The sequence below is a fragment of the Sphingobacterium cavernae genome, assembly GCF_008520265.1.
Lineage (GTDB): Bacteria > Bacteroidota > Bacteroidia > Sphingobacteriales > Sphingobacteriaceae > Sphingobacterium > Sphingobacterium cavernae.
Genome location: NZ_VIQM01000050.1, coordinates 1 through 14,204, shown reverse-complemented (window position 1 = coordinate 14,204; position 14,204 = coordinate 1). Strand labels below are relative to the sequence as shown.

Here is a 14,204-nt window from a genome sequence, read left to right as displayed (position 1 = left end):
TTACTGGCATAATAATAGCACTATATTTGTTCGAATTTTATTTAAATTGAAATATGCGTAATATAAAACTTCTAATTGCTTTATTCGGTATTGGTCTACTCCCTCTTTCAAGTATCGCACAAGATAAAAAAGACAAAGCTCCAGCTAATTGGTACAATTTAGATTATAAATCAGATGGCATCATGGGTGTAAGTACAGAAAAAGCCTATGAACTGCTGAAAGGTAGAAAAGCAACTCCTGTAATCGTTGCCGTAATCGATGGTGGTGTAGATGTCTACCACGAAGACTTGAAAGATGTACTTTGGATCAACAAAAAAGAGTCTAATAAAAACGGAAAAGATGATGATAATAACGGCTACATTGATGATAAATATGGTTGGAACTTTATTGGTAACGCTAATGGCGAAAATGTTAATTACGATAACCTAGAAGTTACACGTTTGATAGCAAAATACGATCCCTTATATGCTTCTGTATTGCCCACGACAAAACTAAATGAGGCTCAACGTCGTGAATTTGTTAATTATCAAAAAATGATTTCAGATTATACGACCAAATATGATGAAGCAAATTTTGGGAATACGAACTATGGTAGGCTAAAAATGAATGTGGACAAATTTGTTGCTGAAATTGGAAAAGAGCCGAAAGATATAACGAAAGCGGATATTGACAATTACAAATCGGAGAATAGAGATATTAAAACTGCACTTTCCGTTATCAAAAGAGCGACAGAGAAAGATAGCTTTGAAAAATTCTACGAAGACATCAAAGAAGCTGATGAGTATTATGGCGCACAGATTAAGTATCATTTGAATAAAGAATTTGATCCTCGCCATATCGTAGGTGACAACTATGAAGATGCTACAGAAAGATACTATGGAAACCCGGATGTAAAAGGTCCTGACGCAGGCCATGGTACACACGTGGCTGGTATCATTGCAGCTAAACGCAATAACAATATTGGTATCAATGGTGTCGCTGATAATGTTCAAATTATGTCATTACGCGTAGTTCCTAATGGTGATGAGCGCGATAAAGATGTGGCCAATGGTATTCGTTATGCGGTCGATAATGGGGCAAAAATCATCAACATGAGTTTCGGTAAAGGTTATTTTTACAATAAAGAAGTGGTAGATGAAGCGATTCGCTATGCGCAAGAAAAAGATGTTTTCCTTGTGCATGCCGCAGGTAATGATGCTAAAGATATTGACATCAATCCAAATTATCCTTCTAAGTACTTCACCAACAAAGAAAATGCCGTGACTGGTGAAGCGAACAATTACCTAACCGTAGGTGCTACGTCTTGGAAAGTTAATGATGAATTATTAGCAAACTTTTCAAATTTTGGTTATAGATCTGTAGATTTATTTGCTCCAGGGGTTGAGATTAATTCTACAATGCCAGAAAATAAATACAAAGAACAACAAGGAACAAGTATGGCAGCTCCAGTTGCTTCAGGTGTTGCGGCATTATTACGAGCATATTACCCACAATTATCGGCTAAAGAGGTTAAAGAAATACTTATGAAATCCGTTACAAAAGTTGATCAAAAAGTTAAAATCAAAAAAGATGGTAGCACTAAAAAAGTTTACTTGGATGAAATCTCTGTGAGTGGTGGAATAGTGAATGCGTATAATGCAATAGTAGAAGCTAATAATTATATAAATTCGAAAAAGTAAAAAAAAGTTAAATTTCTCACAATAAAGCAAATGTTACTACGTTTATATACTAAACAATTAATCAATTGCTTATGGTAGAAAACTTTACTCAAACAGAAGAAAAAACTTACACTAACGATGTAGAAAATAAAATTGAAGACAAATTCGAAGCAAAAATTAAAGAGGAAATCAAAAATTTAGGTATAGAACCAAATCAATCCACGATTGATAACATTCTTCAATATTCAAAATCGTTTAGTAAGAAATAAATACAAAGTCTCTAAAATTTAGAGACTTTGTTATTTTCCATACATAATGTATAAACTTTATCTTTGTATATGTTGAAAAAAGACAGATACAAAGCTTTTGTAGAATACTTTTCTACGCATAATCCAGATGCTCAGACAGAACTTCATTATAGTAATCCTTTTGAATTACTAATTGCGGTAATACTTTCTGCACAATGCACTGATAAACGTATCAACCAAATCACTCCCGCATTATTTGAGCGGTATCCAACACCAGAATCTTTAGCTGAAAGCTCAGTCGAAGAAGTTTTTTCCTATATTCGATCGGTAAGTTACCCAAATAATAAAGCGAAACATTTAGTTGGCATGGGACAAAAGCTCCTATCCGAGTTCAACGGCGTAGTACCAGAAAAGATTGAAGATTTGGTAAAATTACCTGGTGTAGGGAGGAAAACAGCTAATGTAATTTCATCTGTAGTTTATAACAATCCAGCAATGGCAGTAGATACGCACGTTTTTCGTGTTAGTAATCGGTTAGGATTAACAACAAGAGCTACAACCCCTTTAGCTGTAGAAAAACAATTGGTAAAATTTCTTCCAGTTGAGACAATTAAGGTTGCTCATCATTGGTTGATTTTACATGGTAGATATACTTGTTTAGCACGAAGACCAAAATGTGAGATATGCCCAATTACTCATTTTTGCAAGTACTTTGAAAAAACATATAAAACAAAAGTTATCAACAACGTAGAACAATAAACAATTTTCCTTGTATTTTTAGTGTTATTACACTAAACTAATTTTTTTAGCAAAAAGTTTTGTAAATAAAAAATATAATCTTACTTTTGAATCGTTAATACTAAAAATATGAGCAACGCAGATAAATTAAAAGCATTACAGCTTACTCTAGATAAATTAGAAAAATCTTATGGTAAAGGTACCATTATGAAATTAGGTGATTCGGCTGTCGAGCCGATTGAAGCTATTTCTACTGGTTCTTTGGGATTAGATATTGCATTAGGTATTGGTGGTGTACCAAAAGGCCGTATTATAGAAATCTATGGACCTGAATCATCTGGTAAAACAACTTTAGCTACACATATCGTTGCAGAAGCGCAGAAAAAAGGCGGTATTGCTGCTATTATAGATGCTGAACATGCTTTTGACAAGTACTACGCACAAAAATTAGGTGTTGATGTAGAAAACTTATTGATTTCTCAGCCTGATAATGGTGAGCAAGGACTAGAAATTGCGGACAACTTAATTCGTTCAGGAGCTATTGATGTTATCGTTATAGACTCTGTGGCTGCATTAGTTCCTAAAGGTGAAATAGAAGGTGAAATGGGTGATTCTAAAATGGGTCTTCAAGCACGTCTAATGTCTCAAGCCTTGCGTAAATTAACAGGTACAATTTCTAAAACAAACTGTTGTTGTATATTTATCAACCAATTACGTGAAAAAATTGGTGTTATGTTTGGCAACCCAGAGACTACTACGGGTGGTAATGCCTTGAAATTTTATGCTTCAGTACGTCTAGATATTCGTCGTACTTCGCAGATTAAAGATTCTGACGAGGTATCTGGTAACCGTGTAAAGGTTAAAATTGTTAAAAATAAAGTTGCTCCTCCATTCCGTATTGCTGAATTTGACATTATGTTTGGTGAAGGTATATCTAAAGTGGGCGAAATCATAGACTTAGGAGTAGAATACAACATTATCAAAAAAGCAGGCTCTTGGTTTAGTTATGGTGACACAAAATTAGGTCAAGGTCGTGATGCTGTTAAAAATTTACTTTTAGATAATCCTGATTTAGCAGATGAATTAGAAGCCAAAATCAGAGCTGAGGTAAGTGGTGAAGCTTTGGATCAAGCTATCTCAAATAATGAAGAATAACAATTCTTGATATCTTTTAAAAAGAGGCCGTCTAAAAAGGTTTTTTAAAGAAAGAACCCCGTCATTAAAAAAATAATAGAGTAGGAAGGTAATCATTATTTGATTACCTGACCCCTCACACCACCGTACGTGCCGTTCGGCATACGGCGGTTCATTAAACATTAACAGTCTTTGGGACTATTATATCGGTAAGATATAATAGTCCTTCTTTCTTTAAGAATGCATTGGTAAGCGTTCGTTTCAAGATTGGGCTATTTACCATTCGCCACGGACCTTTACGGGGATTACCCCATTGATAAGCTTGGTTAGAAGTCACCCCTAGTTTCTTAAGCTCCTTCACACGCGTCTTGATCCGTTTCCATTGGCTCCAATAGCAGAGCCTAACACGGCTACGTGTCCACTCGTCTAGCATTTCAAATATGCTTCGCGATTCACTTAACTTGAAGTAACTACTTATCTTATATAAACAAACATCGTGATCATAGCCTATTCCGTGATCTGTATTATAAACTTTTGGATGATTTGTGGCGTAAAGATTCTCCAAGACGCGCAGAGCTTAATAGGCTCAAGCGTAAAGTATATCTCATGGATGCTACTATTATTCCGTTATGTTTAAGTGTATTTGACTGGGCAAAATTTCGCAGTGCTAAGGGGGCTGTTAAACTTCATACTATACTTGATTATGATGGCTGTATGCCGAGTTTTGTGCATATTACAGATGGTAAACAACATGAATCTAAAATCGTCAAGACCATTTCATTTTCTAAGGGCTGTGTGGTGGTTGTGGATAGAGGCTACGTTGATTATGCTTGGATGAACGTTTTGGACAGCAATCAGTCCTTTTTTGTCACACGCAGTAAAAGCAATATGAAATATACAGTGGTGAGATCATTTCAAAGTGAAGCACTCAAGAACAGCGGAGTCCTTCAGGATCAGATCATTGAGCTTGATGGGGATGTCAAAAAGCACTATGAAGGAAAGAAAATGCGTCTAGTTCGTTTTTGGGACAACATAAATAATGCTGAATATGAGTTCTTAACAAATAATTTCACCTGGAAAGCATCAACAGTAGCGGCCTTATATAAGGAAAGATGGGAGATTGAAACTTTCTTCAAACATCTAAAACAGCGTCTGAAAGTAACAAGTTTTGGAGGAACCTCAGAAAATGCTGTTTACATCCAAATTTGGACTGCATTAATAGGAATACTACTCTTTAAATACATTCAGAAGAAGGCTAAATATGATTGAAACTTATCAAATCTTGTGAACTTTATTCGCTTAAATATATTTGTGAAAATTGATCTCTGGAAATGGGCTAATGATCCATTCTTTTCAGGTAAACCTCCTGATAAAATAGGACAATATAAACTTTTCTAAAAACCATAGGTAGGATACAATTTGATTTTTTAACAAAAGCTTTCTTAATTCATAAAAGATAGCAGATAATATGCGCCTTAAAATTTATTTAGGACAGTAATGAAAAAGAAATTATTTTAAACAGGAAAAACACCCTTTATTTCAAAAAAGACAAAAACATATCGCGAAACAACAAAAAACAATCATTTGACATGACGATAAAAATGACATGCAAAGAAACACAAATACAATAATCATAAATTACCAACAAGTTGATTCACCCATTACTCAAGTGATTTTATAATTATATTTAGTACTTTAGGACATGAAAAAAATATTTGATAATCTACTTTTTCGTGTTGTCATCGCCATATCTCTTGGAATTTTATTAGGAAGTATAATACCTGAATCAATAGGGAACATTTTTGCTACCTTCAACGGATTATTTGACCAATTATTGAAATTTCTTATTCCATTAATTATCGTCGGCCTTATAATTCCTGCAATAGCTAAATTGGGAAATACAGCAGGTAAAATGCTACTAACAACCGTTGCTATAGCGTATGGGTCTACTTTATTTTCGGGGTTTTCTACGTACTTCGCTAGTATGGCATTCTTTCCGTCGTTGATTGAGAACCAATCAGTAGCAGCTATAGAAGAAGGAAGTAAAAGCTTGACACCTTATTTTACACTCGAAATCCCACCTTTCTTTGATATAATGGGCGCATTAGTTTTTGCGTTTTTAATAGGAATTGGGTTATCACGTCTTCAAAATTCCAAACTTGCTGAAATTACGTATGACTTCGAGAATATCATTTCCTTTATCATAGAAAAAGTCATTATCCCATTATTACCCTTATTTATCTTCGGCATATTCTTGGATATGACCTATTCTGGTAAAGTGCTATTGATATTAAATGTTTTTGTCAAAATAATCGGATTTATCTTCGCACTGCATATCATTTTGTTGTTGATTCAATACATCATAGCAGGTGCAATCACCAAAAAAAATCCACTCAAACTCTTGTCAACCATGATGCCGGCTTATTTTACGGCCTTGGGAACACAATCTTCAGCAGCCACTATACCCGTTACCTTAGAACAAGCGAAAAAAGCAGGTGTTTCGGATAATGTAGCCTCTTTTGTCATCCCATTGTGTGCTACCATTCACTTAGCAGGAAGCACATTGAAGATTGTAGCATGCGTAATTGCTTTAATGTTAATGCAAGGTATGCCGATTGAGTTTGGTCAAATGGCTGGATTTATCTGTATGCTGGGTGTAACGATGATCGCTGCACCAGGTGTACCAGGTGGAGCTATTATGGCAGCATTAGGAATTATTACATCGATGTTGGGTTTTGATGCCGAGAATCAAGCCTTGATGATTTCATTATATATTGCTATGGATAACTTTGGTACAGCGTGTAATGTAACTGGAGATGGGGCTATAGCGATTGTAGTTGACAAATTATTTGGTAAAAAAGAAATCGCTTAGTAATAAATATTAGTACGCTGTAAAGGTGATTTGTAAATAAATCACCTTTTTCTTTGACTAACCTTATTTTTATTCAGTCTAAATAAACACATTTGTGATTGTATTATAATCAATAATGTAATATGATTAGTGGAATTATCAGAAAGAAGGATTCAGAAAAAATATGTATAAACGTAAACTGCGAACAGTACAATATATCGGAATCTACCATTGAAGTATTGGAAATTCCACTTGATTGCATAAATCATTTAGCTATTGAACATTTGAAATTTGAAACATCAATTTATTTTAAAGGAGATGGAGAAATTCTTGTGTTGTTTTTAGACCTCCTATCCTTACAACACGACTCCAATGTATTGAGTAAAATAAAATTTAATATTTTAATCCATAAATTTTTCGAGAAAATAATTGTTCAGAGTGGGAAAAATGAACTTACAGAAGAACAGGTTGCTGAATTAAAAGAGTACATTGAAACTCACCTGCACGAAACACTTAAAATTCAAGATTTAGCCAAGATTATTGAAATAAATCAGCAATATCTCAAAGAAAGATTCAAGAATACATATGGTGTTACGGTACACGAATACATCGTCAATCAGCGTTTAGAAAAAGCAAAATATTTGATAAAAGACTCACACTATTCTCTCCAAGAAATCGCGTTAAAAATTGGTTATTCCTCATTGAGCAGCTTAAGTCAAGCTTTCAAACATAAGTTTGGAAAACCTCCTCTATCCTTCAAAATTTCTAATAACTAAAATTCATTTTCTGATTTCGAAAACTGACTCCTAAAATAATATTCTATACTTCCATATTATTTTTAATTAGTCTAAATAAATGAAAAAATTATTCTCTGTAATTCTATTAGCACTGGCTTGCAACTATAGCAATGCCCAACAAGCAAAAGATGCGCAAACAATCAAATCAATGTGTGGATGTTATGAAGTAAAATTTGCATCTGCCGAGACATTCAGTTATCCACAAAACAAAGATGAATACGAGGCTTCACAAACCAAACACGAAACAGCTTTGGAATGGATTACGCCTATTATTGCTAACGATAATTATTTTTCATTACAGCATTTGCTAATCGTGAGTGATAAAATGGTTATCAAACATTGGAGACAAGATTGGGTATTCGAAAATCAAGATCAGTGGACTTGGACAAATCTGGATGGAAGAACATTTTGGCAGAGTACTGCGGATGCTCCTTTGCCGAGAGGTGAGTACTCCAAACGCTCTGACTACAATATTTTGAAACGTACAAATATCCACGAAATAATTCCGTCTGGCTGGATTCACAACCAAGACAATGCGAAAATCATTCGCGAAAATGACAAAGCTGATTATGTATTAGCAGAAGAAAAAGGCTACAATACGTACACAAAAGTAGATGATAGCAAATGTGTAGCTGCACAGAAATATTGGGCCGAAAACGAAAAACTTTGGGAAAAGGTAAGAAGTAAATGGAACAAAGAATTGGCTAAAAAGAAAGATTTAAGATTTCACAAAAAAGTAGACAGCAGAGCACTTTACTCGTATTTATTCGAACTTCCGAACACTGCAACTCAACAAGAAGTAGACACTATAATTGACAAATTCATCATTCAATAATAGCATAATTCCGCAATTCTATTCTCTCTCTTAATGATTGGTGTACGTAATGTATACCAATCATTTTTAACACATTTTTATAAAAAATCATGTCACGAATAATAGTCTTAATTACATTATCGAATGTACTCTGTTTGGCATTGTTTCCTACTACTATTTTTTCACAAAAGGCTCAATCCACTTCACATGCGAATAGGTTAAGCGATACCATTAATCATCGTGCACAGAACGACATTTGTCTCGAACAAGTTGTCGTAACTGGACAATATAAGCCACAATCGCTATCCAAATCTGTCTATAATGTACGTACTATTTCCTCGGATCAGATTAAATCTAGAGCTGCAACGAATATTCAACAATTACTTAATACGCAGCCGGGAATTCGTTTCAGTAGTGATTTGACATTGGGTGTATCCGATATCGAATTAATGGGTATGAGCGGCAGGAATGTTAAGATTCTTATGGATGGCTATCCGATGTTGGATCGCTCAGACACACGTGAAAGTTTAAATCAAATCGATGTTAATCTGATTGAACGCATTGAAATTGTGGAAGGTCCAATGTCCGTTATTTATGGCTCAGATGCTTTAGCTGGCGTAATAAATATTATTACCAAAAGTCCTAAAAACTTGAAATACAGCGTATTCGCGAAGGTACAAGAAGAGACTGTAGGTAATGAATACGACTTTCATCAAGGTAAAGGAATACACCAGAAGAGTGTTGGTATAAATTGGAGAAAAGAAAATATCTATGCCGATGCCACTGTTTCGTCGAACCAATTTGGAGGATGGAATTTACCTTCAAAATGTGCCTTTATACAAGAAGTGAATGCGATTAGCAATAAATGGAAACCCAAAGATCAATATCTAGGAAATATTAAGGTAGGCTATAAAAACGATAAAATTCATATTTGGTATAGGACATTCGCGATGCACGAAGATATCGATTCCCGATATGGTGTAAACCCCAATACTTACTTGGCAAAACTGCAAACTTACCGCACCAATCGTTATAATCACCAAATCAGTAGCAATTGGCTGATTTCCGAAAAATTTGGTTTCGAGGCTTCTGCTGCTTACACGGATTTATCACGTAAGACTATTACCACTATTCATGATTACAACTCGAATACATCTACATTATCCACTGAAAAAGGAGAACAAGATTTAGCAGAATTCAACACGCTATTCCTGAGACCTACATTACAACACTATGTAAGCGAAAATCTAACTTTTCAATATGGTTTAGAATTCAACAAAGATGCGGGCACAGGTGCGCGTATAAAAGGGAAACCGCATATTCAAGATATGGCTGCCTTTATTAGTTCGGAATATAGACCTTTCGATAAATTGACGCTACGACCTGGTGTTCGTTTTCTAAAAAACTCCGTGTATGATGCACCAAAATTTGTTCCTGCCCTAAATACGAAATTTGACATTACAAAAAATTTGGATCTCCGTCTGAGCTACGCCAAAGGCTATCGTGCTCCAGCATTACGTGAGTTGTATTTTGATTTTGTGGATGCCAGCCATGCCATTATAGGAAATGAAAATTTACGTGCTGAAACGTCCAACAGCTGGAATAGTACAGTTTCCTATCAAAAGTTGCATTCAGCAAAGAATCAGCTACATAAAGTAAACTTATCATCTTTCTACAATGTTTTCAATGATAGAATTGATTATGCTATTGATAGCGCAAATCCATCTATCACTACCCTTTTGAATATTGACACATACAAAACTGCTGGTTTCACATTGGACAACAGTCTCAATTTAAAGCATTTCAAAACTACATTAGGTTTTTCCTACATAGGTCGATACAATAGACTTTCAGAAAATTTGAATACTGTAAATGAATTTTCTTGGACACCTGAAATCTTTGGCGAGTTAACTTATCTATTGCAGAAATCAAAAACTTCACTGAATCTTTTTGTAAAACATTCGGGAAAAAGACCGAGCTACCAGTTGAGCAATAGCGATGTCAACACAGCCAAATTGGTCAAATTGGATGGAATGACTATTGCCGATGCAATGATCAATCAACCGGTACTAAAATATCTTATAGTGAATTTTGGTGTAAAAAACCTTTTCAACGTCACAACTCTAAAAAGTACACAAACTGTTTCATCTGGCGCACACAGCAGTTCAAATGGCGTAAGCACGAATTATGGACGCTCGTTTGTGTTGGGCTTAACCTATAATATGACAAAATAACCACAACTAAAAAAACAACAATATGATTAAAATTAATACGCTTTTAGCAACAAGTATAGTTGTTATATCTATGGTATCATGCAGTAAAAGTGATACTGAACCTATCATAGCCATTCCTCCGTCTTCAGGTAGTATATTGACATTGAATGGTCTTATTTCAAATTAAGCAGGTTTTTCTGCAGGTAACAGTGTGTATGTGGATCTCAGTTCGGATATACAAACTCCTATAACAAGAGATAGCTGGGACTTAGGATTTTATAGTGGCTCCGATTTTAGGGTAATTTTAAATAATTCGGTAAGTGCTGCCGCAACAGTTACAGCCAAAAATAGCTTAACTGAGGTTGGAAGCGGATACACTAAATTTGACCTTAGCGATCAACCAAGGAGCGCCAGATGCAGAACATTTTAAAAATATTGATGGTTTAAATGGGTCTTTGGAATCTACAGTAATACCAGCAATTTTAAATATTGACACAAAAAATAAAGTCATTATTCTAAATAGAGGAACTGGTGGCGGAGTCGCGAAACGTCCTTGGATAAAACTAAAAATTAGTAAAAGTTCAAATGGCGGCTATACATTACAATATGGTACGATCAAACAAACCACGAACTTCAAATCTGTACAAGTTTCAAAAGATGAAGCCTATAATTTCAAATACATCTCATTAAATGCTGGATCTGAAGTGAAAGTAGAGCCTAAAAAAGACGAATGGGATTTCGTATGGGGATATTCTGTTTACCAAACATCATTTGGACCATCTGGACTAGTAGCATACAATTTCTCAGATTTAGTGTTTAGCAATATACATTCTAAAACAGAAATTGCTGAAATTTTAACTACAGAAAATTTCAAATATAATACCTTCAAGTCTTCTGATTTAACAAATCCAATAGTAAAATTCAGTAAAAATAGAGATGTTATAGGAGCTAATTGGAGGGTCACTACAGGTACAACTGCTGGAGTAAAAACAGATAGATTCTACGTAGTCAAAGACTCAAAAGGAAATAACTACAAGTTGAAATTCAACAGATTTGGCGCAGGTAATGATGGAGGAACTCGTGGAAAACCAGTAATTCAATACGAATTACTAAAATAAAATATTAAGGCTTCGAGTGATTTTCGAAGCCTTAATATTTTATTACACCGAAAATAGCGTATTCAACTCTTCCAAAGTTTCTGCTGAGGTTTGGATATCTTTTATCACTTTGCCTTTTTCTAAAGCGATAATACGATCTGAAATTTCTACAGTATGAGACAAATCGTGACTTGAAATCAGAATTGTAACTTCCCTATTCTGAATCAAATCACGAATAAGTTTTTTCAATCTAAACTGCGAACTGGGATCAAGATTGGCAAAAGGTTCATCTAATATTATGAGTTCTGGATTGCCAATTAAAGCACCTATAATACCTACTTTTTTCTGATTCCCTTTGGAAAGATCACGTATATATTTATTTTTATGCAAAACTTCTCCATTGAAAAACTCTTCGTATTGCGCTACAAAAGTATCTATCTCTTCCTTCCCTATATTACTCAATTCCCCAACAAAATAGAAATATTCTTCTGGTGTCAAATAACCAATCAGAAAAGAATCATCAACAAATGATCCGGTAAAATCTTTCCAACGATCACTTGCATGGACATTTATTTCATTGATACGAATTTCACCCGAACTTGCTTGTATCAAATCCAATAAAATGCTAAACAATGTCGTTTTTCCTGCGCCATTATTGCCGACAAGACCTACACTTTCTCCTCTTTTGATTTCGATATGTTCGATATCAAGTACCTTAACTCCGTTATATTCTTTTGACAAATTATGTATAGTAATCATTTTTCTAAGTTTTAGCTAATTATCCTCTTTGTTTAAAACCTTCTAACATTTTGTAACGATTGCTCATATACATCTCTACGAGACCGTTGATAATTACTTTTCGTAGTAATAATCCCACCAAGCCAAATCCAATAAGTACAAAATTCGCAGTATGTTCATCTAAAAAAGTTTTTATAGAAAACCATATTACAATTGGAATAATGAGGAGCGGTATACTTACCAACCATTGTGCAGCACCTATCCCTTGATAATTAAACATATTGCCATTCGATAGATCAATATATTTGCGGTTGTACGCACCAAAAGCCAATAAAATTGGAATATTTACACCTGCGTTATAAATCGCACAAGATACGTTCAGAAACATTTTATCCCAACCAAAATACACATAAGGCGTGCTCAAAATCGTTAAAATAAGAATAGACCCATACATCAACAAAGCTTTTGCTTCCAAGTAATTTTTCATCGTGACGGGCCTTGTTTGGAACAATGGAAAATAAGAGCTATCCCATGCAGGAATAAACTGTCCAAAATTGATGATGAACATTCCCGTCATAAAGATACCCACAAAAACAAGCATAGTTGAATCTTCGTATTGTGGATTGGTATAAAACAATAGACCATACAGCAAAAATCCTAAACTAACGTAGAGTGCTGTCTTCGCACGCTTATTGCGCCACAACAATTTTAAATCCAACTGAAGAAATGGTCCCAAATCACCGAAACGATTTGTCCAACTTAAATCCGAAGCTTGATACGTTTTTTGTTTACTATCCAAATAGGCATCTAAATATAAATTCGCTCGTACATCTTTGAACGTCAACAAATAACTCAACACGACTAAACCCAAAGGTAGGAGTCCTACTATTGGATAATTTAAAATCAAATTAAAGAAACTTCCAAATAAATTCGTGATGGAAAAAATCCCAAAATCCTCCAATGCATATAACGCTAAGCATAGGACAATAAATGGAACCAGTGCTTTTAAATTAGTAGAAAACCTACGTTGCACCCAAAAGTTGAGGTAATTAATCGTCAACACGAATCCCATTAATCCTATTAACCACGACAATAAAGAAAATATAGAATAATCTGTATTTACTATGCAGATACTAATAAAGGGTACCGCTGTAACTAATGTCAACAGATTATAGAATGAAAACAATGATTTCGCGAGTAGTACATGAACGATTTTTTGGCGTTCAACACGCTGTGTTAGCAAAGACTTTGCATTTATTACTGGTAGATTTTGTAACACAAACCGCAGCATAAATTCAAATAACAACCACAGCAATAGGAAATTATTGACAAATAAAATAGGTTCTTCGTTTGGATATAATTCTTGTATCGCGAAGTAAAGTCCAAAGCCAAGAAGTATAAATATTGCTAAAAAATATATCCCCAAGAATCCTAAAAAAAACTTGACTGCCAAACCTTTTCCCACATTCGCCGATCTAAAAAATGATTTCCATTCTAATCGAAGCAATTTTAAAAACATATAAAGATGTATTACGGGTGAATTGATTGATATACTAAACTAATATTTTAAACTGATAATATAGAAATTTTGTCTTAAAAAAATCGGATAGGAGGAACGGGATTAATTCCCGTTCCGACCTTCCACAGCACCGCACGTACCGTTCGGTATACGGCGCTTCCCTAAGTTGTAACACAAACTCGCTTGTATTCTGCCAGTAAAGACGGGTATCCCAGGTGTTTAAGATAATCGTTGGAAAGAGTGGTTGTCAGTATCCAGCTTTTTGCTGTGTGCCAGTAACTTTTCCTTGTGTTAGCCCATTCATACGCCTTGTACTTACTTACACCTAGTTGCACCAGGTTCAAGATTTTAGTCTTGGTTCGTTTCCATTGTTTCCATTTGACCATACGTAGACGGC

The 14,204-nt window shown here is 34.7% G+C and carries 14 protein-coding genes; 11 read left to right on the top strand and 3 right to left on the bottom strand.

The genetic code is table 11. The annotated features are described in order from the left end of the window. Positions 1 to 53 precede the first annotated feature (53 nt). The 4 genes from FLS47_RS09930 to recA all read left to right on the top strand — a co-directional run bounded on the left by FLS47_RS09930 (position 54) and on the right by recA (position 3,799). On the top strand, positions 54 to 1,679 hold the full coding sequence (locus tag FLS47_RS09930) for a S8 family peptidase (protein WP_149914224.1): 1,626 nt from the start codon (positions 54 to 56) through the stop codon (positions 1,677 to 1,679). A 71-nt stretch (positions 1,680 to 1,750) separates the two neighbouring features. Next, positions 1,751 to 1,927: a hypothetical protein gene (locus tag FLS47_RS18275; protein ID WP_188347407.1), complete on the top strand. Its 177-nt coding sequence runs from the start codon at positions 1,751 to 1,753 to the stop codon at positions 1,925 to 1,927. Between the two features lie 69 nt (positions 1,928 to 1,996). Beyond that, positions 1,997 to 2,665: an endonuclease III gene (nth, locus tag FLS47_RS09925; protein ID WP_149914223.1), complete on the top strand. Its 669-nt coding sequence runs from the start codon at positions 1,997 to 1,999 to the stop codon at positions 2,663 to 2,665. A 108-nt stretch (positions 2,666 to 2,773) separates the two neighbouring features. Continuing rightward, on the top strand, positions 2,774 to 3,799 hold the full coding sequence (gene recA / locus FLS47_RS09920) for a recombinase RecA (protein WP_149914222.1): 1,026 nt from the start codon (positions 2,774 to 2,776) through the stop codon (positions 3,797 to 3,799). Positions 3,800 to 3,953: 154 nt separating this feature from the next. On the opposite strand, the gene FLS47_RS09915 is transcribed toward recA, so the two are convergent. Next, positions 3,954 to 4,343: a group II intron maturase-specific domain-containing protein gene (locus FLS47_RS09915; RefSeq protein WP_223225219.1), complete on the bottom strand. Its 390-nt coding sequence runs from the start codon at positions 4,341 to 4,343 to the stop codon at positions 3,954 to 3,956. Between FLS47_RS09915 and FLS47_RS09910 the strand changes: the two genes are divergently transcribed. From FLS47_RS09910 to FLS47_RS09880, 7 genes are all read left to right on the top strand, one after another. Beyond that, positions 4,262 to 5,047 (top strand): IS4 family transposase, encoded by a 786-nt coding sequence (locus FLS47_RS09910; RefSeq protein WP_149914220.1) that lies wholly within the window; start codon positions 4,262 to 4,264, stop codon positions 5,045 to 5,047. The two genes, FLS47_RS09915 and FLS47_RS09910, sit on opposite strands and share 82 nt — an antisense overlap. 433 nt (positions 5,048 to 5,480) lie before the next feature. Beyond that, positions 5,481 to 6,650 (top strand): dicarboxylate/amino acid:cation symporter, encoded by a 1,170-nt coding sequence (locus FLS47_RS09905; protein WP_149914219.1) that lies wholly within the window; start codon positions 5,481 to 5,483, stop codon positions 6,648 to 6,650. A gap of 122 nt (positions 6,651 to 6,772) precedes the next feature. After that, positions 6,773 to 7,405, top strand: coding sequence for a helix-turn-helix domain-containing protein (locus tag FLS47_RS09900; protein ID WP_149914218.1), 633 nt, complete (start codon positions 6,773 to 6,775; stop codon positions 7,403 to 7,405). A 79-nt stretch (positions 7,406 to 7,484) separates the two neighbouring features. Beyond that, a complete protein-coding gene (locus FLS47_RS09895) occupies positions 7,485 to 8,261 on the top strand; it encodes a DUF6607 family protein (protein WP_149914217.1) in 777 nt (258 codons plus the stop codon). Positions 8,262 to 8,350: 89 nt separating this feature from the next. Further along, a complete protein-coding gene (locus FLS47_RS09890) occupies positions 8,351 to 10,474 on the top strand; it encodes a TonB-dependent receptor plug domain-containing protein (protein WP_149914216.1) in 2,124 nt (707 codons plus the stop codon). A 190-nt stretch (positions 10,475 to 10,664) separates the two neighbouring features. Further along, positions 10,665 to 10,883, top strand: coding sequence for an HmuY family protein (locus FLS47_RS19015; protein WP_149914215.1), 219 nt, complete (start codon positions 10,665 to 10,667; stop codon positions 10,881 to 10,883). Beyond that, positions 10,816 to 11,571 carry an HmuY family protein gene (locus FLS47_RS09880; protein WP_223225218.1) on the top strand — a complete coding sequence of 252 codons (756 nt, stop codon included), beginning with the start codon at positions 10,816 to 10,818 and terminating at the stop codon, positions 11,569 to 11,571. The genes FLS47_RS19015 and FLS47_RS09880 overlap by 68 nt, the downstream gene beginning before the upstream one ends. 42 nt (positions 11,572 to 11,613) lie before the next feature. Here the strand turns inward: FLS47_RS09880 and FLS47_RS09875 are convergent, their stop codons facing one another. Next, positions 11,614 to 12,309: an ABC transporter ATP-binding protein gene (locus tag FLS47_RS09875; protein WP_149914213.1), complete on the bottom strand. Its 696-nt coding sequence runs from the start codon at positions 12,307 to 12,309 to the stop codon at positions 11,614 to 11,616. Positions 12,310 to 12,328: 19 nt separating this feature from the next. Then, complete coding sequence (locus FLS47_RS09870) at positions 12,329 to 13,807, bottom strand: DUF5687 family protein (protein ID WP_149914212.1); 1,479 nt, start codon at positions 13,805 to 13,807, stop codon at positions 12,329 to 12,331. Positions 13,808 to 14,204 lie beyond the last annotated feature (397 nt).